The sequence below is a fragment of the Corynebacterium sp. c24Ua_83 genome, from assembly GCF_039907245.1.
GTDB lineage: Bacteria > Actinomycetota > Actinomycetes > Mycobacteriales > Mycobacteriaceae > Corynebacterium.
Window position 1 is genome coordinate 47034 of record NZ_JASBOI010000010.1, and the last position, 22419, is coordinate 69452.

21 protein-coding genes are annotated in these 22419 nt (G+C 64.3%); 2 read left to right on the plus strand and 19 right to left on the minus strand.

Annotated features, from left to right (window positions below; genetic code table 11):
• Positions 1 to 57: 57 nt before the first annotated feature.
• The gene (locus QKE30_RS07490) at positions 58 to 1746 is read left to right on the plus strand and encodes a formate--tetrahydrofolate ligase (protein ID WP_347934510.1); all 1689 of its coding nucleotides are present in this window, start codon (positions 58 to 60) and stop codon (positions 1744 to 1746) included.
• A gap of 95 nt (positions 1747 to 1841) precedes the next feature.
• Positions 1842 to 2501, plus strand: a complete 660-nt coding sequence (locus QKE30_RS07495) for a hemolysin III family protein (RefSeq protein WP_347934521.1) — start codon at positions 1842 to 1844, stop codon at positions 2499 to 2501.
• 14 nt (positions 2502 to 2515) lie between these two features.
• On the opposite strand, the gene der is transcribed toward QKE30_RS07495, so the two are convergent.
• The 19 genes from der to QKE30_RS07590 form a co-directional block, all read right to left on the minus strand.
• Entirely contained in the window at positions 2516 to 4849 is a 2334-nt protein-coding gene (gene der, locus QKE30_RS07500; RefSeq protein WP_347934511.1) for a bifunctional cytidylate kinase/GTPase Der, read from the minus strand.
• 60 nt (positions 4850 to 4909) lie between these two features.
• Positions 4910 to 5782 (minus strand): pseudouridine synthase, encoded by an 873-nt coding sequence (locus QKE30_RS07505; RefSeq protein ID WP_035004079.1) that lies wholly within the window; start codon positions 5780 to 5782, stop codon positions 4910 to 4912.
• A 64-nt stretch (positions 5783 to 5846) separates the two neighbouring features.
• Positions 5847 to 6443: an SMC-Scp complex subunit ScpB gene (gene scpB, locus QKE30_RS07510; protein ID WP_035004082.1), complete on the minus strand. Its 597-nt coding sequence runs from the start codon at positions 6441 to 6443 to the stop codon at positions 5847 to 5849.
• Between the two features lie 33 nt (positions 6444 to 6476).
• Entirely contained in the window at positions 6477 to 7301 is an 825-nt protein-coding gene (locus QKE30_RS07515) for a ScpA family protein (protein ID WP_049050070.1), read from the minus strand.
• A 7-nt stretch (positions 7302 to 7308) separates the two neighbouring features.
• Entirely contained in the window at positions 7309 to 8202 is an 894-nt protein-coding gene (locus QKE30_RS07520; RefSeq protein ID WP_005294544.1) for a ParA family protein, read from the minus strand.
• 75 nt (positions 8203 to 8277) lie between these two features.
• The gene (locus tag QKE30_RS07525; RefSeq protein ID WP_049050054.1) at positions 8278 to 9177 is read right to left on the minus strand and encodes a site-specific tyrosine recombinase XerD; all 900 of its coding nucleotides are present in this window, start codon (positions 9175 to 9177) and stop codon (positions 8278 to 8280) included.
• Positions 9174 to 9830, minus strand: coding sequence for an NUDIX hydrolase (locus QKE30_RS07530; protein WP_347934512.1), 657 nt, complete (start codon positions 9828 to 9830; stop codon positions 9174 to 9176). Before QKE30_RS07530 ends, QKE30_RS07525 begins: the two co-directional genes overlap by 4 nt.
• 25 nt (positions 9831 to 9855) lie before the next feature.
• Positions 9856 to 11523 carry a CTP synthase gene (locus QKE30_RS07535; protein ID WP_347934513.1) on the minus strand — a complete coding sequence of 556 codons (1668 nt, stop codon included), beginning with the start codon at positions 11521 to 11523 and terminating at the stop codon, positions 9856 to 9858.
• Between the two features lie 63 nt (positions 11524 to 11586).
• Positions 11587 to 12519: a copper transporter gene (locus QKE30_RS07540; RefSeq protein WP_070487414.1), complete on the minus strand. Its 933-nt coding sequence runs from the start codon at positions 12517 to 12519 to the stop codon at positions 11587 to 11589.
• A gap of 33 nt (positions 12520 to 12552) precedes the next feature.
• Entirely contained in the window at positions 12553 to 13755 is a 1203-nt protein-coding gene (gene steA, locus QKE30_RS07545) for a putative cytokinetic ring protein SteA (protein ID WP_347934514.1), read from the minus strand.
• Between the two features lie 45 nt (positions 13756 to 13800).
• Complete coding sequence (locus QKE30_RS07550) at positions 13801 to 15471, minus strand: hypothetical protein (protein WP_347934515.1); 1671 nt, start codon at positions 15469 to 15471, stop codon at positions 13801 to 13803.
• A 205-nt stretch (positions 15472 to 15676) separates the two neighbouring features.
• Positions 15677 to 16402 carry a hypothetical protein gene (locus tag QKE30_RS07555; protein WP_347934516.1) on the minus strand — a complete coding sequence of 242 codons (726 nt, stop codon included), beginning with the start codon at positions 16400 to 16402 and terminating at the stop codon, positions 15677 to 15679.
• A 113-nt stretch (positions 16403 to 16515) separates the two neighbouring features.
• The gene (recN, locus tag QKE30_RS07560; RefSeq protein WP_347934517.1) at positions 16516 to 18243 is read right to left on the minus strand and encodes a DNA repair protein RecN; all 1728 of its coding nucleotides are present in this window, start codon (positions 18241 to 18243) and stop codon (positions 16516 to 16518) included.
• Between the two features lie 2 nt (positions 18244 to 18245).
• Entirely contained in the window at positions 18246 to 19256 is a 1011-nt protein-coding gene (locus QKE30_RS07565; protein WP_347934518.1) for an NAD kinase, read from the minus strand.
• Complete coding sequence (locus tag QKE30_RS07570; RefSeq protein ID WP_347934519.1) at positions 19253 to 20104, minus strand: TlyA family RNA methyltransferase; 852 nt, start codon at positions 20102 to 20104, stop codon at positions 19253 to 19255. The genes QKE30_RS07565 and QKE30_RS07570 overlap by 4 nt, the downstream gene beginning before the upstream one ends.
• Entirely contained in the window at positions 20104 to 20280 is a 177-nt protein-coding gene (locus QKE30_RS07575) for a hypothetical protein (protein ID WP_005294519.1), read from the minus strand. The genes QKE30_RS07570 and QKE30_RS07575 overlap by 1 nt, the downstream gene beginning before the upstream one ends.
• A complete protein-coding gene (locus QKE30_RS07580) occupies positions 20281 to 21288 on the minus strand; it encodes an HAD-IIA family hydrolase (RefSeq protein WP_239198198.1) in 1008 nt (335 codons plus the stop codon).
• 3 nt (positions 21289 to 21291) lie between these two features.
• Positions 21292 to 22200, minus strand: a complete 909-nt coding sequence (locus QKE30_RS07585; RefSeq protein WP_239198195.1) for a tetratricopeptide repeat protein — start codon at positions 22198 to 22200, stop codon at positions 21292 to 21294.
• Between the two features lie 10 nt (positions 22201 to 22210).
• The coding region (locus QKE30_RS07590; protein WP_347934520.1) for a hypothetical protein at positions 22211 to 22419 on the minus strand (209 nt) is incomplete at its 5' end.

Below are 22419 nucleotides of genomic sequence, written 5' to 3' on the forward strand. Positions count from 1 at the left end.
CCAGCCTTACACCCGCTATTACGGGGGCGATTAGGGGTAGGCGTTTATTCTGGGAATATGACTAACTCTTCTGCAACCAGCAATCCCCAACCCAGCGACGTCGAAATTGCTCAGGCCCACACCCTGGAGCCCATCACCACGATCGCGGAACGCGCCGGCATCCCGGAGGCCGCCCTGATCCCCTACGGCCGGACAAAGGCCAAGATCGACGTTCCCGCTCTGCGGGCGGAGCGTGAGGGCGTCAATAAGAAGGGCAAGCTCGTGCTCGTGACCGCAATGAGCCCGACCCCCGCGGGTGAAGGCAAGTCCACCGTGCTGATCGGCCTTGCGGATGCGGTGCGGGCGGCCGGGCGCCAGACGATGGTGGCGATCCGCGAACCCTCCCAGGGGCCAGTCATGGGCATCAAGGGAGGTGCGGCCGGCGGCGGTTATGCGCAGATCGTGCCGATGGAGGACATCAACCTGCACTTCACCGGCGACATGCACGCTATTACCGCCGCAACCAATACCCTGGCGGCCATTGTCGACAACCATGTACAGCACGGCAATGCCCTGGGCATCGACCCGCGGCGCGTGACGTGGCGGCGCTGCCTGGACGTCAACGACCGCTCGCTGCGCCACGTGGTCACCGGCCTCGGCGGGCCGGGCCAGGGCACTCCGCGCGAGGGCGGGTTCGACATCACGGCGGCCAGCGAGATCATGGCGATCCTGTGCCTGGCCACCGACCTGGAGGACCTGAAGAAGCGCATCGGGCGCATCGTGGTGGGCCAGACTTACAACCGCCAGCCCGTCACCGCGGGAGATCTGAAGTGTGCGGACGCTATCACCGCCCTGCTGCGCGACGCGATCAACCCGAACCTGGTGCAGACCCTGGGTGGCACTCCCGCACTGGTGCACGGCGGGCCTTTCGCCAACATCGCGCACGGCTGCAACTCGCTGATCGCAACCACCACGGCGCTGGACCTGTCGGAGGTTGTACTGACCGAGGCCGGATTCGGCAGCGACCTGGGTGCGGAGAAGTTCTTCAACATCAAGTCCCGTGCCGGTGGCCTCGACGTCGCCGCAACGGTCGTGGTTGCCACTATCCGCTCGCTGAAGCACAACGGCGATTCCGTGCTGAAGGCCGGTCTGGCCAACCTGGAGCGCCACGTCAGCAACATCCGCAAGTTCGGCGTGGAACCCGTGGTGGCGCTGAACCTGTTTAGCTCTGATACCGCCACGGAGCGCGCTCAGGTCGCCGATTGGGGCGAGCAGTTCGGTGTGCGCGTGGTGGAGTGCAACGTGTGGGCCGAGGGCGGTGCTGGCGCGGCCGATCTGGCCACTGCCGTGCTGGAGGTCGTCGATGGTGTTTCTGGTGAGGACGCCCCCAGCTCCAGCCACCAGATCTATCAGCCGGTCGATGGCGTGGAAGCCACCCTGCGCACACTTGCCACGGAGATCTACGGCGCGGCGGACGTGCAGTTCGGCCCGCAGGCCGTAAAGGACCTGGCGTTTCTGAAGGACAACGGCTGGGACAAGCTGCCGGTGTGCGTATCGAAGACGCAGTACTCCTTCAGCGATGACCCCACCGCGCTGGGCGCACCGAGCGGCCACACCCTGCACGTCCGCGAGTTGGTGCCGCGCATCGGCGCCGGTTTCGTCGTGGCACTCACTGGCGACGTGATGACCCTGCCGGGTCTGCCGAAGAAGCCCGCGGCCGAGCGCATCGATGTTGACGCGCAGGGGGTTATTTCGGGGCTGTTCTAAACGCGTATGCGCGTAGACTTTCTTTCGTGCATAAAACTCAAGTGCTGACGAAGAAGCCCCCTCGACCCGTATTCGACCGCGGGCCACGCCCATATATGCGGGGGCGGTTGCACACCGCCGCCGCATGGTATTTCGGCGGCATGGGCACGGCACTGACCATCGTTGCGGCCTCCAAGTTTCACCTGTCTTGGATGACCATGGCCACGGCGCTGTACGCACTGTGCCTGGCCGGGATGCTCACCGTCAGCGCGCTGTACCACCGCGTGCCGTGGCGCTCCGAGGGCGCGGTGAATAGCTGGCGGCGTGCTGACCACGCCATGATCGCGGTCTTCATCGCCGGAACCTACGGGCCGGTGACGGTCGGCGCTTTCGGCGCGCGATGGTTCACCGGCTGGGGTTGGTTTAACACCGGCGGGCTGTGGATCTTGGCCGTGTGCTGGCTGGCCGCCACCGCGGCAGTGGTACTGAATTTGGTGTGGATTGGTCACCCGCGGTGGCTGGATGCCACCACGTACCTCACCCTCGGATGGCTGGCCGCCATCGGCGCCGTGGGCTACTACCAGCAGCTGGGTCTGGCCGTGAGCCTGCTGATGCTGCTGGGCGGGATCATCTACTCCCTCGGCGCAGTGATCTACGCCAAGCAGTGGCCGGACCCCTCCCCGCGGTGGTTCGGATTCCACGAGGTTTTCCACGCCGCCACGATCCTGGCGGCGCTGCTGCACCACATCGCCATTTGGATCCTGGTGCTGCGCTAGAGCCTTTTTTGCGCCTACTTCTTACGCTTCTTCTCGCGCACACGCACCGCGATGCGCACCGGCGAGCCCTCGAAGCCGAAGGCCTCGCGCAGCTTGCGCTCCAGGAAGCGGCGGTAGCCGTGCTCCAGGAAGCCGGTGGTGAACAGCACAATCACCGGCGGCTTGGTGGATGCCTGGGTGGCAAACAGCACGCGCGGCAGGCGGCCGCCACGCATCGGCGGCGGGGTCTCCGCAATCACCGCGCGCAGCCAGGTGTTCAGCTGGCCGGTGGAGATTCGCTGATCCCAGCTCTCCAAAGCCTCGATCATCGCGGGCTCCAGCTTCTGCAACGCGCGGCCGGTCTTGGCGGAGATGTTCACGCGGCGAGCCCACGGGACGTGGGAAAGCTGCAGCTCGATCTCCCGCTCCAGCAGCTCGCGGCGGTCCTCGTCCACCAGGTCCCACTTGTTGTAGGCCACCACCAGGGCACGCCCCGAGTCGAGGATCATGCGAAGCACTCGCTGATCCTGCTCGGCGATGGGCTCGCTGGCGTCAACAAGAAAAACAACGACCTCCGCCGCGTCGATCGCGGAGCGGGTGCGCAGCGAGGCGTAGAACTCGTGGCCGCGCGCGTGCTTCGTCTTCTTGCGGATGCCGGCGGTATCGACGAACTTCCAGGTCTTTTCCTCCAGCTCCACGATGGAGTCGACCGGGTCGACAGTGGTGCCTGCAACGTTGTTGACCACGGAGCGCTCCTCGCCCGTGATCTTGTTCAGCAGAGAGGACTTGCCCACGTTCGGGCGACCGACCAGGGCCACGCGGCGCGGGCCAGAAACGACGGAGAGCTCGCGCGGGTGCTCCGGGAAGACCCGCAGGACCTCGTCCATGACGTCCGCCGCGCCCTTGCCATGCTGCGCGGACACCGGGTACGGGTTATCCAGGCCCAGCGCCCAGAACTCGGCGACGTCGCCCAGCTGCGCATCCGCATCGCACTTGTTGGCCACCACGATCACGGGCACCTTACTGCGCTGCAGCTTGCGGGCGATGACCTCGTCGGTGGAGGTAATGCCGACCTTCGAGTCGACCACGAAGACGATCACATCGGCAGTCTCCATGGCAGTCTCCGCCTGGCGGGCGATGGCGGCGTGGATGCCCTTCGCATCCGGGTCCCAGCCGCCCGTATCCTGCACCCAGAAGCGGCGGCCGGACCACTCGCCCAGATAGGAGATACGGTCGCGGGTGACGCCCGGGAAGTCCTCCACCACAGCCTCGCGGCGGCCGATGAAGCGGTTCACCAGGGTGGACTTGCCCACGTTCGGGCGGCCGACGATGGCAACGGTGCACAGGGCCTCCTGCTCGGCCTCCTCGTCGCCGAGCACGCCGAAGGCCTCCTCCAGGGCTTCCCAGTCCTCGTCGGATTCCGGCATGTCGCCGCCGCCCTCGAGGGTGAAGTCGTCCGGGCCGGTGATGAAGAACTCCTCGGGGCCAGACTCGTTGCCCTCGTCAAACTCGTCATCGTCATACTCGGAGAACTCGGCGGCGGAGAAGTCGGACTCCCCCAGCACCTCGCCATCGGCGGTGCGGAAGATCAGCTCCGCCGGGGAATCCAGGCTGTCCGGCTTAGCGCTTGCCAGGGTCAGCTGCGCCAACTTCTCCAGCACCTCGTCGATGTCCATCTCGCCGGTGTCTACAATCACGGCATCCTCTGCCGGGCGGAGCGGAGAGGTCTTGCGGGAGGAGTCGGCCTCATCACGGCGCTGCACATCCGCGAGTACAGCCTCGTAGTCCGCGTCTCGGCCAGCTTCCAGGTCCTGATCGTATCGGCGCTGAGCCCGCACCTCGGCGGAGGCCGTCATGAAGATCTTCACTGGGGCGTCCGAAAGAACCACAGTTCCGATGTCGCGGCCCTCGACCACGCAGCGACCGGCGGCGAAAGCCAAAGAGCGCTGCAGGGCCACCAGGTTCTCGCGCACCTCCGGGATGGCGGCGACGGCGGAGACATGCGCGGTAACCTCGGGGCCGCGGATCTCGCCGGAAACGTCGGTGCCGTCCAGCAGCACCTCGGTGGAGGTGGGATCCTCGTTGATCTCCAGCGGCAAGTCGGCGGTGGCGGCGATGATCGCTTCGCGCGCGGACTCCTCGGAAGGGTCGATTCCCTGGCGCAGAACATGCAGCGTGGCCACCCGGTACATAGCGCCGGTATCCAGGTATTTCGCGTCCGCGGCGGTAGCCAGGCGGCGGCAGACGGTGGACTTGCCGGTGCCGCTCGGGCCGTCGACGGCGACGATCAGGCCGCCGTCCTCAATGTTCTTTGCGCTGGCGAGCTGATCCAGCGCGGAGCCGGGCTCGTAGAAAGGTGCGTTCGTCATAGAAAGGTCGTTCCCCTAATTAATTGTGTGTTTCTGTCGGCTGTTCTAGCTGCTGGCTAACTACAGCCCGACCTTCTTGTACATGCTCTGCAATTCCGCCTGGTTCAGCGCGCGGATCGTTCCCGGCTTCTGCTCGCCCAGCTGCACGGTGTGGATCTTGGTGCGCACCAGCGCCTGGACCGGGAAGCCGGCCTCCTTCAGCATGCGGCGCACGATGTGCTTGCGTCCCTCATGCAGCTCCACCTTGATCAGCGACTTGCCCTGCCACACGTCCACGATCTGCACGCTGTCGGCGCGTGCAATGCCATCGTCCAGCTCCACGCCGTCCTTCAGCTCGCGGATCAGCTTGCGGCTCGCCTCGCCCAGCACGGTGGCCATGTAGGTCTTCTTCACCTCGTACTTGGGGTGCATCAGGCGGTTGGCCAGCTCGCCGTCGTTGGTGAGCAGCAGCAGTCCCTCGGTCTGGGCATCCAGGCGGCCGACGTGGAACAGCCCCTGGCCTTCCTTCAGGCGCGTACCCACCAGGTCGCCAACGCACGGACGGCCCAGGTCGTCGCTCATCGTGGAGTGCACACCGCGGGGCTTGTTCAATGCAAAGTAGACCATCTCTTCGTTGACCTGCACGCGCTCGCCGTCCACGCGCACGATGTCCACGCTCGGGTCGATGCGGGTGCCCATCTTCACCACGACTTCGCCGTTTACTTCCACGCGACCGGCGGCGATGAGCTTCTCGCTCATGCGGCGGCTTGCCACACCCGCAGAGGCCAGCACCTTCTGCAGGCGCACCTGGGCCTTCTCCGAATCTGGTTTGTTGAGGGCGGCCTCTGCCTCCTGCGCCGTCACGTGCTGGCGCTTGGCGGGCTTGGCCTGGGATAGGTAGATGTCTTTCGGAGCGGTCTCCGGTGTGCCGTCTCGGCGAGCGGGTGTGTCCACGGTGTTTCTAGCCCTTCGAACTAAAATCTTGAATTATCAGCCCGAACTATACCCCTCAACCTGCTTAATTGTCGATATTGTCCAGGCTGTCGATGCTGTCTACTTCCGGCAGCAGCGGCGCCAGATCCGGCAGTTGCTCCAGCGATTCAATGCCGATCTGCTCCAGGAAAAGCTCGGTAGTGGAGTACAGGTGCGCGCCACCCTGCTCCCCCGTCTCGGCGATCAGCCCGCGCAGGGAAAGCGTACGCATCACGCCGTCGCAGTTCACGCCGCGCACCGCCGCCACCTGGCTGCGGGTGACGGGCTGCCGATAGGCCACCACAGCCAGGGTCTCCAGGGCCGCGCGGCTCAGGCGCTGTTGCGTGCCGTCCAGCAGCTTCGCCTCCACTACGTCCGAGTTCGCGCGCCGTGTGTACAGCCGGAAGGCCCCCTCATGTTCACGCAGCTCAAAGCCGTTTCCGCGAGCTTCGTACTCCGCCGCGATCTCGTGGAGGGTGCGCGCCACCTCGGCCTCTGGCACCGCGTTCTCCTCGTTGGAAAGCACGCGGGCGAGCTCTGTGGGCGTCACTGCCTCGTCGCTTACCAGCAGCAGCGATTCCACGCGGCTGCGCAGCACCGACACCTGCGGCAGCGGCGCGGGGTTGGGGTTTGGATCGCTCATGGTGTGTGCCTTTCTGTTCTTTCTTTGTGACGCCTACTCCCAGTTGCTGGCCGCCACCACCGCCGGGTCGACATCCAGCCCGGTCCAGGCCACCGACATGTCCTGCAGCGGCTCGGGCTGTTCGATGCCGATGGCGCGGGCCTTGTACAGCTCCAACAGTGCCAGGAAGCGCCCGACGACGATCATGTTCAGCTCCGCGTCGGCGATGAGCGCGCCGAAGGTCACCCAGGTGTTCTCGCCGGCGACCTTGAGGGTGTTGAGGATCCGCCCGGCCTGTTCTGGAACGGAGACCGCGACCTGGTGGATGTGTCCGGTCTCCACGTGGTCGGGCTTCGGGCGGAACACGGCGGCGGCCAGCTCGGCGAACTCGTCGGCGGTCTTGCCGATCTTCACCTCTGGCAGCAGGTTTGCGTGGTGCTCCTCCAGGGACAGGGTCGCCGGGTAGGCGCGGGCGGCGTCGCGCTGCCAGTCGGCGAACAGGTCGGCCACCTGCTTGTAGGCGCGGTACTGCAACAGGCGGGCGAACAGCAGGTCGCGGGTTTCCAGTAGCGCGAGGTCCTCCTCGCTATCCACTTCGCCGCGCGGCACCAGGCGGGCTGCTTTGAGGTCCAGCAGCGTGGAGGCGACCACCAGGAACTCGGTTACCTCGTCCAGGTCCTCGGCGCTGGAGCTTAAGTTCTTGGTGTAGGCGATGAACTCGTCGGTGACCTGTGCCAGGGCGACCTCGGTGATGTCCAGCTTGTGGGAATGAATCAGCTGCAGCAGCAGGTCGAAGGGGCCGTCGAAGTTAGCCAGCGCCACCCGGAAGCCGGTGATCTCCGGCTGCTCGGCCTGCTCCGGCTGCGCTGCCTCCTGCACGGGCTGGCTAGATTTGCTGAGCGACGCGCTCAATGACTTCCTTCGCCAGGTTCGAATACTGCACCGCGCCGGACGAGCTCGGCGCCCAGGTGTTGATCGGCTCGCCGGCCACGGAGGTCTCCGGGAAGCGCACGGTGCGCGTGATGACGGAGTCGAAGACCTTGTCCCCGAACGCCTCCACCAGCCGCTCCATCACCTCGCGGGCGTGCAGGGTGCGGCGGTCGAACATCGTCACCAGGATGCCCAGCACTTCGAGCTTGAAGTTCAGGCGGTCGCGAACCTTGTCCACCGTGTCCATCAGCAGTGCCAGGCCGCGCAGGGAGAAGTACTCGGACTCCACCGGAATGATCACCGAATCCGCACAGCTCAGCGCGTTGACCGTCAGCAGGCCCAAGGACGGCTGGCAGTCGACGATGATGAAGTCGTAGTCGCGCATCACAGGCCGCAGCGCACGGGCAAGGGCTTGCTCGCGGCCGACCTCGTTGACCAACTGGATCTCCGCAGCCGACAGGTCGATATTCGCCGGAACGACGTCCAGACCGTCGACGGGACTGGAGTGGATGGCGTCAAGAATAGAGGCCGAAGAATCGACCAACAGGTTGTAGACCGTAACGTCCAACTCGTCGTGGCTAATGCCCAGACCGGCGGACAGAGCACCCTGCGGGTCCAAGTCCACCAGGAGCACCTTGCGGCCGAACGCGGCCAGCGAGGCACCGATGTTGATAGTCGAGGTGGTCTTGCCCACCCCGCCCTTCTGGTTGCACATCGCGATGATGGAGGCCGGGCCGTGGCGGTCCAACGGCTCGGGGTCCGGCAGCTCCTTGATCGGTCGTCCGGTCAGGCCGATGCGCTGATCGGGCTTATCAAACAACGCATCCGCGTGTGACTGTGAACGTGACATCGGCGATCCCGTCAAGCCCTTTCCCTTGATTGTGACAAATAGCCTTTAATTACACCCTAGAGATTATCAGGCGCACTAGGTACGGGGGTGAGATGAGGCCCAAATTTCCCTCAAGTGCTCAGGGCTGACCTTGGTGTAAATCTGCGTGGTAGCCACGCTAGCGTGCCCGAGAAGTTCTTGCACCACACGAATATCCGCGCCGCCCTCCAACAGGTGCGTGGCGAAACTGTGGCGCAGGCTGTGCGGCGAGACATGCTCCAGCCCCGCTGCCTCCGCGGCCTGCGAGACGATCTTGAAGCCCGATTGGCGGCCCAGGCGCGCCCCGCGGTTGTTGAGGAACAGCGCCGGGCTTCCCTTCTTGTTCAGGCTCGGCCGCGCCCGCACCAGGTAGCGCTCCACCGCCTCCAGCGCAGGGCGCCCGAGGGGCACGATGCGCTCCTTGCCACCCTTGCCACGCACCAGCAGCACGCGCTGCTCCCGGTCGAGGTCGTCGACGTCGAGGTCTAGTAGCTCGGTGATGCGCGCGCCGGTCGAGTAGAGCATCTCGAGCAGCGCACGGTCGCGGATGTTTATTAGTGACGCCCCGTCGCCCGCCGGCACCGCGTTCAGCAAAGCCTCGACCTGTGCCAGGCTTAGGGCCTTCGGGATGGAACCGCCCAGCGAGGGCGTGGGTACATCCGCCGCAACGTCGAAGGGCAGGCGGCCGTCGGCGTGGGCGAAGGAGTGCAAGCCGCGGATGGCCGCCAGCCCGCGGGCGGCGGAGGACGCCGCGAGGTTCAGATCCTTGCGGAGGTAGACCAGGTGATCCTCGATGTCTGTGGCGGTGACTTCCTGCAGCGCCTTGGAGCCTAGCCACTCCAGGTAGCGGTCGAGGTCGCGCTGGTAGTTCGACAGGGTGTGGACGGAGACATCGCGCTCGGTCTTTAGGTGCCGGATATAGGCGGTGACGAGCTTGCGGTTGGCTTCTGCACTCAACGGATGAACTTCATGTCCGTGCCGGGCTTGGCTTCCGCGCTGGCGGAGCGGCGATCGGCGAGGCCGGAGTGATAGTTGAAAGGCTCTGAAACGTCCCGGCGGGTACCGGCGGCCAGGTGCAGCAGGGCGATAGTGGCGATGGAGTTTTCCACCTTGCCCGTCTGCACCCACTCAATGGCTTCGGGGATAGGCACCCAGCGGGTTTCAATCTCCGCCTCCTCGAACTCGGCCTCCGGCAGGTCGAAGCCGCTGAGGTCATCGTCCAAGTCTTCGGCCAGGTAGATGCGGCACATTTCTTCGCTGAAGCCCGGGGAGGTCACGACATCCCCCAGCAGGTGCCAGTTGTGGGCGCGCAGACCAGCTTCCTCGGCCAGCTCACGGCGGGCGGCTTCCAAGGGATCCTCCCCCACCAGATCCAGTAGGCCGGCGGGGATCTCCCACAGGTGGCGACCCACACCATGGCGGTACTGACGGATCATCATCACGTGGTTATCGCGCACGGCGGCGACTGCAACGGCGGAGAAGTGCTCCACGATCTCGCGCTTCGCCTCGCCGGTGGCGGTGGTGATGGTATCGCGCCGCACGCCGATGATCGGCGCATCCAGCAGCAATTCGCTATCTACAACGCGGTACGGGGTGCTGTCTTTGCTCATGACTCCCTAGTGTAGGAGCGCTGGATTAGGAGCGCTCAGCCTGGCGCTGCAGCGCAGCATCCACCAGCCCCTGGAACAGCGGGTGGGAGCGGGTCGGGCGGGACTTGTACTCCGGGTGAGCCTGGGTAGCCACGAAGTACGGGTGCACGTCCTTCGGGTACTCCACGAACTCCACCAGGGTGCCGTCCGGGGAGGTGCCGGAGAACTGCAGGCCGGAACCTTCGGTGATCTGCTCACGGTATGCGTTGTTCACCTCATAGCGGTGACGGTGACGCTCCGAGACGTCGGTGGCGCCGTACATCTCAGCGACTAGGGAGCCTTCGGCCAGACGCGCCGGGTAGGCGCCCAGACGCATGGTTCCGCCCAAGTCTGCCTCGCCCGAGACAGCTGCCTTCTGCTCCTCCATGGTGGAGATCACAGGGGTGGAGGCGTTGGCGTCAAACTCGGTAGAGGAAGCATCGGTGAGCCCCGCGGTGCGCGCGGCCTCGATCACGATGCACTGCAGGCCCAAGCAAATGCCCAACAGCGGCAGCTTGTTCTTACGTGCGTAGGTGATGGCGCCGATCTTGCCCTCGATGCCGCGGTTGCCGAAGCCACCGGGGATGACCACACCGTCGACATCCTTCAGAGCCTCGGCCGCGCCCTTCTCGGTTTCGCACTCGTCGGAAGCGATCCACTTAACGTTGGCACGCACGTTGGCGCCGAAACCGCCAGCGCGGATGGCTTCCGCGACGGAGAGGTACGCATCCGGCAGGTCGATGTACTTGCCGACGATGCCGATGGTCACCTCGCCCTGCGGGTTGTGGACGCTCTCCAGCAGGTTGCCCCAGGTCGTCCAGTCCACGTCACGGAACGGCAAGTTCAGGCGGCGGATGATGTAGTTATCCAGGTGCTGGGAGTGCAGCACCTTCGGGATGTCGTAAATGGAAGGCGCATCCGGGCAGGAAACCACGCCGTCCTCGTCCACGTCGCACATCAGGGCGATCTTGGACTTCATGGCCTGCGGCACTTCACGGTCGGCGCGCAGGACGATTGCATCCGGGACGATACCGATGCTGCGCAGCTCCGCGACGGAGTGCTGGGTCGGCTTCGTCTTCAATTCGCCCGACGGTGCCAGGTAAGGCACCAGGGAAACGTGAATGAAGGCAATGTTCTCGCGACCTGCCTCGTGGCGGACCTGGCGGATGGCCTCCAGGAAGGGCTGGGATTCGATGTCACCGACGGTGCCGCCGATCTCGCTGATGACGACGTCCGGAGCCTGGCCGTTCTTATCCGGCTGCCCCATGGCCAGCACTGCGGCCTTGATCTCGTCGGTGATGTGCGGAATCACCTGGACGGTCTTGCCCAGGAACTCGCCGCGGCGCTCCTTGGCGATGACGTTGGAGTACACCTTGCCGGTGGTCACGTTGCCAGCGGCGGAGAGGTTGCGATCCAGGAAACGCTCGTAGTGGCCGAGGTCCAGGTCGGTCTCCGCGCCATCCTCGGTGACGAACACTTCGCCGTGCTCGAAGGGGTTCATGGTGCCCGGATCAACGTTGAGGTACGGATCCAGCTTCTGCATCGTTACGCGCAGGCCACGGGAGGACAGCAGCTGCCCTAGGCTTGCTGCTGTGAGCCCCTTGCCCAGCGAGGACGCCACACCGCCGGTGACGAAGATGAATTTAGTGCTGTTCTTTGCACGATTAGTGGCCAAGGTAACTCCCGAATCAACGACGCTTAAACTTCGCTATCTACGGGGTTTCAGCCTAACACAAGCCTATTCCGGCGTAGCATCCGAGGCGTTCGCGGCAGCGCCGTAGTGCCCCGCCTTGCCGTCCTTCTGCTGGCCCAGCGCGCGGATCGCGGCGATGCGGCCTGCGACGGTGTCCACGTTATCCACCGTGGATACGGCCTCCTTGGCTGCCCGGTCGGCACGAACCTGGCCAACAGCGCCGTCGTCTTCCGCGCTGCCCGCCTGGGCGGCCAGAACGGCGCCCTTCATGCGAGAATCTAGGCCTGCGGCGAAGTCGGCGACGAACTTCGTGCCGTAGTTGCCGCGGTCCTTGTCGTCGGCGGTATCCCCACCCACGACCAGAGCCAGGTCGGCAGTCTTCGGCGCCTCGCCCTGGTAAGCGATGAAGTCCTCGTTCGCCAGTGCGCCCAGGGCCACGCCCCGGTCCGATTCGCTGGCTTCCTTGTCGCCTGCACCCAGGGCTGCGCCCAGCAGCTGGCCGGTGTGCATACCCGGGTCCAGCTTGTCTTCCGAGAGCTTCGCGCCGGCCGGCAGGGAGTTCGCCGCGATGGATTTCAGGGTGTCTCCGTTGTTGGCGTCCAGCGCCTTCTCCGTCACCTCGACCACACCGTGGACTTCCCCACCGGCCATTTTGACCAGGCGCTGGAGGCTATCGACGTTGGCCTGGTCGGCGTCCGGAAGCACAAAAAGGTCTACCGACGAACCACGCAACAGGTTGCGCACCGCCGGGCCCGCGACCGACCCCAAGACCTTGTCGCTGGCGGTGGACTGCCCCTCGGCCTTCTCGCGCGCGGTTTGCTCGCTCTTTAGCTCCTGCTCGGCGGAAGAATCCTTTGCCACAGGCCCGCCCGGCACGTTCGGGGCGAGGGCGAAAAAGCCCAGTGCAGTGCCGACGGCCACGCCGAAGCCCAGGCCGGCGATCACTCTGCCGGCGGAGCCCTTCGAGTTCTTGCTCATGCTTATGCCTCTTGTCTCCCTGCTATTCCTGCGTTAATTCTTGAACAGATCCTGCACGCTCAGCGCGAAGTTGTTCCAGGTGTCCACGAGGTTGTCCACGAAGGATCCATCGCCGGAGAAGCCGATGATCACAACGATGACGGCCAGGGCGACCAGGATGCCCAGCAGCGCCCAGATCCAGCCGCCGCCGGAGCGGGAGACGCGGTAGAGCTCCGCCACGGCGGTGGAGTCGACCAGGCGGGGGCCGACGCGCAGGCGGGACATCAGAGCCGACGGAGTTTCCGGCGACTGGGCACGCTGGAACACGCGGTCCAGGTCCTCCACCTCGCCAAGGCTTACCACCATGGATGCTCCGTGGTAGTTGGCCAGCAGCAGCGCCAGGTCCGTCGGATCCTGGGTGGCGGCGGGGAAGGTCATAGCGCCCACGCCGAGGTCTTGGATGCGCTCCAGGCCGACAGCGTGGCCGTCCGGGTCGGCAGGCAGCACGACGGTGGCGCCGCAGCGCAGCGCCTCGTTGGAGATCTTCTCCGGGTCGCCGATGATCACATTCGGGCGGTAGCCCTCCTGCATCAGGCTGTCGGCTGCGTTCTCCACGGCGACGATGATCGGCGAGTACTCGCGCATGAAGTAGCGCAGATCCTTCAGCTTCTGCTCGATGTGCGTATCGGAGCTGGCCACCAGCACCTTGCGGTCGTCCATGTCCACGTCGACATCCGGGATGCCGAGGCCGTCGACCAGCAGCGGGGCCTCGGAGCGGACGAACTCGGACATGTTGCCGGACAGGGCTTCCATGTGATCGCCGAGCGCCTCGCGGGCGTCCTCGAAGCGGGTGGCGGCGGTATCCATGTCCAGGATCTCGCCACCGCCGATGGAGCGGTCGCCGTAGTAGACCTTGCCCTCGTCAACGCGGCCCTTCTTGCCGTTCTTGACCTTGGAGAGCAGCTCGTCGCCGGCGTTTTCGATCAGCAGGATGTCTGCGTCGAGCATCATCTGCGGGCCGAAGTTCGGCACCTGTCCAGTGGTGAACTGTTGCGCGTTCACCACGGCGGCTACGCGCGCGTCGATGAGCTTCTGGCAGTTAGCACGGCTGATGTCGGGTTCGTCGACAATGGCAATGTCGCCCTCGGAGATCTTGGCCTTCGTAAATCCCTTGGGTCCGGTGAGGTCACGGGTGGCGCCGTTGATTCCGGGCTGGTCGCTGCGGGAGAAAATCATGCCCACCATTGTGGTGTTCATGTGGCCAGTGTTGCGTTAGGCGCGCCGGTGAAAGGCCGTTTTACTCTAGCGAATCACCTTCTTCACCGTCTGTTGCTCCGTGGCCCGGTTCTTGTCCCGCTCCTTCCGGTCGCGTGCCTTCTTCCCGGAGATCAGCGGATCTTCTCCGCTAAGGAAAATGCGCCGGAAGTACGAGCGATCCTGCTTGCCGAATGTCACCGCCGACCCGCGCAGACCACTCTTCGCCTCCTTGCCTGCCCGGCCAATGCTTGTTCCTCTACCCATTACTGTGGACGCCACGTTCCCGCCGCCCTTCATCCCAGCTCCGCTCTTAGCGCCAGCAGTGCCGTGGACTGCGGAGGTTGCACCCTTGCCGGAAGTTGGAGTGTTCGCGTGCGCGTTCTCGCCGTGAGGGGCACTGAGAGGGGCGGAGTGCATTACTTTCAGGCTGCCCGGGAGGTTCGGGCGAGGTGCCGTGGTGGAGACGTTGCGCAAGTCCGCCCTAGGGGTGCCGGTGACGGAATGTGCGCCGGTTCCGGTGCCGGCGCCTCCGCTGATGCTGCGAAGCTGTGGGCCGCTCCCCCTGCCTCCCAGTTCGCTGACCGTTCCGGGGCGCCCGGCTGCAGCTCCACCAGCGCCGAAGCGATTCTGTGCGTTGATGAGGTTCTCCGTCCCGGGCACGGAAGTCCCGCCCTGGCCGGGAACGGTTGGAGTGGCAGCGGCTGCGGCTGCTTGGTGCGGCGCGATCGTCGGCGCCTGTGCTGGTGACGCGATGCCTCCGGGTGCAAATCCGGGCGCTTGGGGTGCTGCCGTGGCCGCCGCGGGTTGGACGGGTGCGGGTGTGTTGGCCGGGGTGTGCAAACCACCTGGCGCGGGAGCTGCGTGAGTGGCTGCGGGTGCTGCGGTGGGTTTCGGCGCATTTGTGGCGGCGGTGGCGGCTTGCTCGCCGTGAGCTGTGGCGCTTGCTGGTGCAACAGCATTCGTGTGGCCGTTGATGTGCGTGACCGTCGGTTGTGCGGAGGCGGTGGAGACGGTGGTGGCGTCCAGAGTTCCTCCGCCAGAATGCCCAACGATCGGAACCCCAAGGTTGGAGACGGGCGGTCGGACCATCTCGAGGGATGGTTGCAGTTGCGAGGAAACGAAGTTGGCGACGGCGGCCTGTTCGGCGAGTAGACGTTCCGCAGGGTCGACGATCAGCGAGGTTGTGGCTTGGATGGTTTCGAGAGCTTGCAGGTTCGTGCTGCGGACGAGTGGGAACTGGCGGACGGAGCCGGCCATCGCGGTGGTGTTGGAGGCGACGACAAGGCCGGTTTTGTGGACATCGTCGATCGCTTCGCGGGCCGTGTCGAAGGAATAGCCTTCAGAGGAGCTCGCCAGGCCGGTGGATGCGCTCTTGAGGTTATCCATGGAGTCTTTGAGCGCCTTGGCCGCGTTCTCCCAAGAATCCGCGACCGCGAGAGGCGCGGAATCGTCCCCCTGAAATGCCGTGATGAGGGAAGCCAGCGGCATGGTGGCCTCCGCGACAGTCACCGGAGTGTTGTACATCAGGTTGTCGATAGACCGAGAATCACGTGTTGGGATAAAGAATTTCCGCAACCTGTCGTCCGCGACCGAAACCTGGGAATTCACCTGATCAAAAGACTGCTTGCTGAAATACTCCTGCAGGTCGAAGCCTTCCAGTTGGTTGGAGAATACTTCCAGCAGCCAATTAACATTTGAAGTGAGAATATCAACCACATTCTTGGCTGATCCTGACTGGCCACTCCAAAAAGTCCCATGCTGAGTAAACGCTCCATTCAAGGATGGAACAGTAGTGTACTGGGAAACTATACTCTGTCTAATTTTAAACTTAAGAAGAGCGTCTCCAGCTTGAGCGAGAGACTCGCGAACATTGTGCAAACTCGAAAGGTCAAACTTAATCATTCCCCACCCCATTTAGTATTTATGACACGTTATCGAAAACCTGAAAGAACAAGTCCGAAAGCATACAAACCTCTTCGTCAGATTTATTAACATCTAGAACACCATTAACCGAATAGAACGTAGCGTTCTCTTTGTCCTGGGCTACAGCACATTCATTATCATTTGAGTCTTTACTCAAACCGATCAGATTGACGTCATCTCTCAAAGGCTCGTAACTTACCTCTTTTTTGAATTCGTTAATCGGCCGCCTCGTATCCAAGACTAAGGCAAAAAGTTCACCAACGAATGCCCCGCCTACAGGCCTGGTTTCTACAAAGTGACACTCGTAGTACAAGCCGTCATCATCTTTACTTTGTAGTTGAAACCCCACCTCCTCCATTCGCTCAATAACCTTCTCGTCGCACACATCCGGCAGACCAGCCAGCGGATCGTCGGGACCCTTCCCCTCTAGCTTCGGAAGCTCGATGGGATCCCCCACGAACTTCTGCGATGCCCACACGTAGTGTTCCCACGGATCCGTCGGCTCGGTCTCGAACCACATCCCCTTGTGCCCCTCAGGTTTTAGCACACGGCCGTCGCCTTCAGCCCCTCCTGAACCCGAGTTATCCACAGGCCCATCGCCTGTCAATGTCCCCTCAGTTTCAGCAAAAGCGCCGGTCAGAACAGGTTCTCCACCCTCACTACCGCACGCAGTCAACGCGAATCCAAAAAAAATTAGAAACACACTTGCCGCTACACGCTTCACCGCTTTAGCCCCCTCACACTGCACGCAGATCGCTGCGGGTGCGCGCTCCCCCTCTTAACACAGCACCACTGTAGCGCCGATCACACCCCGGCGCCCGCTGGCCGAAGAATTTTCTACAGCTCCGCTTTCGCTTCCGTAGCCATCGCCATCAGCTCTTCGGCGTGAGCCCGTCCCGTCTCGGACTCCAAACCCGCCAGCATGCGCGACAGCTCCTCCACCCGTTCATCCTCGCTGAGCGTGCGCACCGAGGAGGTTACCGAGTCCGCGGAGGTCGCCTTAGCCACGTACACGTGGGCGTCACCAAACGCAGCAACCTGGGGCAAGTGAGTAACGACGATGACCTGATTATCGACCGCCAACTTCGCCAGACGGCGCCCGATCTCCACGGCAGCTTTACCGCCTACACCCGCATCAACCTCGTCGAAGACCATCGTCCGTCCGCCCTTGGTCCCCGCGGCCAGCACCACCTCGAGCGCCAGCATCACGCGCGAAAGCTCACCGCCGGAAGCCGAACCCGCGAGCGGATTCACGTTGCCGCCCTGCACCAGCTGGAACTCCACCTCGTCGATGCCGTGCAGCCCCAGCTCACCCGCCTTCTCACCCGCCTTCTCACCGGGCTGCCGCACGTCGACGCGGATCTCGGCCGACATGTGCAGGCCCCGGATCTCTTCAGTAACGGCCTTCGAAAATTTTTTGGACGCCCTCACGCGCGCCGAAGACAACTCCTCAGCCACCACGCGCGCCGCATCCCGCGCAGCCGCGACATCGTCCTGCAGCTTCTGCAACGCCTCATCGGAAACGTCCATGGATTCCAGACGCTCGCGCGCCTGATCGCGCCACGCCAGCGCCCCATCCACGTCCACGGCATACTTCCGCAGCTCCCGGAGCTGGGTTTGGCGCTGCAGCAGGCCATCCAGCTCGTCGGGGTCGGGAACGTCCAGCAGCGCCTGCCCGATCTCGGAGGAAATGTCGGCCAGCAGCACGCTCACCTCGCCCAGCCGGTCCGCCAAGTCGGAAAGGTTGCCGCCCTCCGCCTCGGTATCGGTCAGGTTGGTCAGCTCGTTGGTCGCCTGGCCGACCAGGGCACTAGCGCCCTCAGAATCCCCGAAGTCGTCCCCGGACAGGCCATCCATGCCGTCCAGGGCCGCCTGTGCACGCTGCAGACCAGCGCGGATGTCATCGGCGGCCTGCAGGCGCTTGATCTGCGTCTTAACCTCTACGTCCTCGCCCGGCTGCGGATCGATCTCGTCGATCGCCTCCACCGCGCGTTGCAGGGTTTCACTCTCCAGGGCCAGGTCGCGGCGCGCCTCCATGCGACGGCGCAGATCCTTGTCCAAGCGCAGCCACTCTGCGCGACGTGCCTGGTAGGTGGCGACCTTCTCCCCCAGCCCTGCGTAGTCATCCAAAGCACCGAGCTGACGCACCGGATCCAGAAGCCGCAGCTGGTCGTTCTGACCGTGGATCGTGATGACGTGCCCAGCGAACTCCCCCAGCACGCCAGCAGCCACCGTCTTACCTGCCAGATGCGCACGCGAACGGCCCGTGGCGTTCACCGTGCGGGAAGCAATGACCTCCCCGTCGTCGACATACCCGCCAACCTGCTCAACCAGCTCATCCACTGCTGCGGAATCCGCAGAAAAAATCCCCTCCACGCTGGCCCTGTCTGCGCCATTGCGCACGCGGGAGGCATCCGCGCGGTGCCCGGAAAGCAAACGCAGGGAGCTGACGACCATTGTCTTACCCGCACCGGTCTCGCCGGTGACAACGCTCAAGCCCGTGGAAAACTCCGCCGTCGCCTCCTCGATCACACCGAGGTTGCGAATGTGTAGTTCGTGCAGCATTACTAGTGGCGCGGACCCCTCCAGCCCGTCACGGGCAGGCGGAACTTGTGTACCAGGCGGTCGGTAAACGGCGCGGAATCCAGGCGCACCCAGCGCACCGGCTGCGGGCCGCGGCGGATCTCCACGCGCGCTCCCGGGGGCATGTGGATCTGGCGGAAACCGTCCATCACCACCGTCGCGGGCGAGGTCGACGGGTTCGTCTCCACCGCCACCATCGAGTTCGGGGAGACCACCAGCGGGCGGCTAAACAGCGTGTGCGCGTTGCTGGTTACCACCAGAATCGCATCCAACTCCGGCCATAGAACCGGGCCACCTGCGCTGAAGGCGTAGGCGGTGGAGCCTGTGGGCGTCGATACCAAAACACCGTCACAACCGAACGAAGAAACAGGGCGCTCGTCGACCTCCAGGATCGTATCCAGCACACCCTGGCGGTTCAGGTTCTCCACAGAGCATTCGTTCAGCGCCCAGCCGGTGCCCAGCACACGGCCGTCCATGTCGCGGGCGGTGATCGACAGGGTCATGCGGTCTTCGATGCGGTAATCGCGGTTGATCACGCGGTCCACAGCCTCCTGCAGGGATTCCTGCTCCCACTCCGCGAGGAAACCGATGTGGCCCATGTTGATGCCCAGCACCGGCACGTCCGCGGAGTGCGCAATGTCAGCTGCGCGCAGGAAGGTGCCATCGCCGCCCAGGACAATCACCATCTCCACGCCAGTCGCGGCTTCCTTGGTGTGGCCGAAGCGCTTGAAGCGCCCCAGAATCTCGTGGCGAGCAACCGGAGCCGGATCGGCGGTGGCCATCACTCGAACGTTAATGCCGCCCTTCTGCAGGCGCGACGCTGCCTCCGCCGCCAGGCCCAGGTTCTCGTGCACACCGGTGTGCGCAACCAGTAGAACCTCACGCTCGGTCTTCGCGCCCGAAGTAGCCGAAGCGGCCCCCGAAGCGGCCTTGGTGCCCTTGTCACCAGATTCCGCGCCCTGAACCGCGGCGTGGTCCGTCCCCGGTGTGGTCACTGCGGGCCCTCCTTAATGGCGGTTGCAATCATCTCGTCCAGGCCGGTGTGGTCAGCCTCTTCAACCATGCTAGGTGAAACCGCGGCACTGTCCTTGACCAACCAGAGAAAATACTCAACATTGCCGCTCGGCCCCGGCAGCGGGGAGGCGACAACGGCCTTCGTATTCAAACCATACTTCATCGCCTCGACGGCCACTTCGCGGGTCACTTCCGCACGCAATTCGGGGCTGCGGACCACCCCGCCGTGGCCCAGACGATCCTTGCCGACCTCGAACTGCGGCTTCACCATCGGCAGCAGATCGCCGCCTTCCTTCACGCACGCGGCCAGCGCGGGCAGCACCAGGCGAATAGAAATGAAGCTTAAATCCCCGACCATCAGGTCCACCTGGCCGCCGAGGTCTTCGGGGGTGAGGGTGCGCACGTTCGTTCGGTCCATCACGTCCACCCGGTCATCGTTCTGTAGCCGCCAGATCAGCTGGCCATAGCCCACGTCCACGGCCTTCACCTTCGCCGCCCCACGATCCAGGCACACATCCGTAAAACCGCCGGTGGATGCTCCGGCATCCAGGACGGTCTTGCCCTCAACGCTGAGGCCCTGGGGCTCGAAAGCCTCCAGTGCTCCCAAGAGCTTGTGTGCGCCGCGGCTGGCCCAGCGGTCGTCCTCGGATTCTGCGACCTTGATGGATACGTTTCCATCCACGCCACTGGCCGGCTTTTTCGCCAGCATGCCATTGACGGTCACGCGCCCGGCCTTGATCATCTCCTGGGCATGCTCGCGGCTGCGGGCGATCTTCCGGGCCACCAGCTCCGCATCCAGCCGCTGCAGCTTCGGACCTCGTCTAGCCATCAGCGTTCGCCCCCTAGCGCCTCGTTGACTACCCGGTGTGCTTCCTCCAACACGGCGGCTTCTTCGGCGCCGTGAACATCACGCGCGAGTAGCTCGTCGACGGCTTGTGCCAGCTCTTCTTGTTGACGCCTACTGTCCCCCGACAGCATCGAAGGTTTCGGTTGCCCCTCGCCCACTTACTTCCAACCTCCCAAGGCCTCCACGGCCTGTGCGTCTGCGCCTACAAAGTCGATGTTCTCGGCCCTAGTGATCTGCGGGATCTCCGGGTCATCAATCAGCTGCCACGCCAGCGGCGCGGCCACGGCCAGCGCTTCAGCTGCCATGACTTCCACGTCCCCCAGCTCGCCGGCAGCTACGCGGATGCGGTTAGTTCCCTCGTCCACGCTCGCGGACCATCCGGTTAGGTGGTCGCGTAGATTACCTGCAATAAACGTTGGTCGGTGGGACGAAGGGGCGTCAATAATATCGGTGTGGGTAGACACCCCAGTCACGGTGCAGAGCGTGTCCATCCCCGCGGCGTTGCCACCGGCGATGTCGGTATCCAGGCGATCGCCGACGGCCAGGGGCTTTGTAGAGCCGATGCGGCGGGCGGCGACCTCGAACATGGCGGGGCCCGGCTTACCAGCTGATTCGGGGGTAACTCCCGTGGCGGAGGTCACGGCCGCGACCATCGAGCCATTGCCGACCAGGAAGCCGCGCTCGGAGGGCAGGGTCGTATCCAGGTTAGAGGCGAAGTAGCGGGCTCCGCGCTGGATGGCCAGGGCGCCTTCGGAGAGGCGTGCCCAATTGTTGTCCGGGCTATGGCCGTGGAAGACCACGTGCGGTTGGTCGTCGGCGGTCTCTGTGACCTGAAAGCCAGCGTCGGCCACCAGCTGCTTGAAGGAGTCGTGGCCGATTACGTATGCGATCGGCTGCTCGATACCGGCTTCGGCGATGTAGCGCTTGCCCAGGTCGCAGGCGGCCATGGCCGAGGTAACCACGTCTTCCGCCTTCGCGGGGAAGCCCATGGAATTCAGGTGCTCGGCGACCTGCTGCGGGGCGCGCGAGGCATTGTTGGTGACGTACATGACCTTGCGGCCCGCCAGGCCTTCTGCCGCGCCCGGAATTGGGGTGTGGCCAGAGAACACGGTGCCGTCGAGGTCGGCTAGTAGTGCGTCGTAGTTATCCAGCAGCGGGTGGGCCATGGGCTACTTATCCTTGTTCTGATCTGCACCGTTAGGGTCTACGCCGAGTTCGGCCAGGCGGTCCAGGACGTCCAGGACTTCTTCGGTATCCATTTCGCCTGCACGGGTGAACCAGTCGATGGCCTCGTCCGTGCGCTTGGCCGTGGCCAGTGCGTCAGCGTAGGCGTAGTACAGGCGCATGCGGGTTACGTCTGGGGCTTCAGCGTTGTCCAGCTGAGCTTCCAGAGCCAGCAGGGCTTCGTCGGACTGGCCAAGATCTTGGTGAGCGCCGGCGACGACGATGGCCAGCTCTGCCTTGGACTCGGCATCCAGCTTGTCAGCCTGCGGGTCGTTGGCTACTTCCAGGGCCTTTTCGGGTCGCCCGAGGCCGCGTTCCGCGTCGGCGAGAACAGGCAGCAAACCGGGGCCACCGGCCATTCGGCGAGCAGCGCGCAGCTCGGAGATAGCTTCCTTCCATTCGCCTGCGTGGTAGGCGACGATGCCGCAGGTTTCACGGGCGACGGAGACTCGACCGGCGCGATCCTTGGCGGCGCGGGCGTGGGCGAGCGCCTTCTCCGGTTCGTTGTCCAGCAGCGTGGCGGCCATGATCAGGTGTTTTGCCACCATGTCCGCGTTGTCCTTTGAGAGGCTGCGGAGTTCCTGGCGTACGGAAGGGTCGAGCTCCTTCGGGTCGAGGTCCTGGGAAACTTCCGGTTCGTTGAGACGCTTGTTGAGGCGCTCCTCGCGGTAGCCGGCTCGCTGCGGGCCGCTGTGTGGGCCGCGCTGGGTTTCCCAGTTGGAGCCGCGCTTTTTGTTGGAGTTGCGGTTGGGGCGGCCGCCGCGGTTGGGCTTGAAGCCGCCCTTGTTGCGGAATTTGCCCTCCCCCTGGGGCCGGCCACCGCGTCCGCAAATGTTGCTTGAGTTTTCAGCCATTCTTGGGGGTTTACCTTCCGTCGTCTTCGTCTTTTCGGGTTGTAAGGCCCGTCCCGTGAACCTTATCAATCTTAGTTTCGCTTGCTGCGGAGGCGCAATGTTGTTGTTCTTTGCTATTGACGCCTACTTTTCCGCCGCAGTGAGTTAAGACATAAAAAAAATGAGGTGTGGGTTGCTGCAACCTTTGAAAGGTTACAACGACCCACACCCCACTTCTTC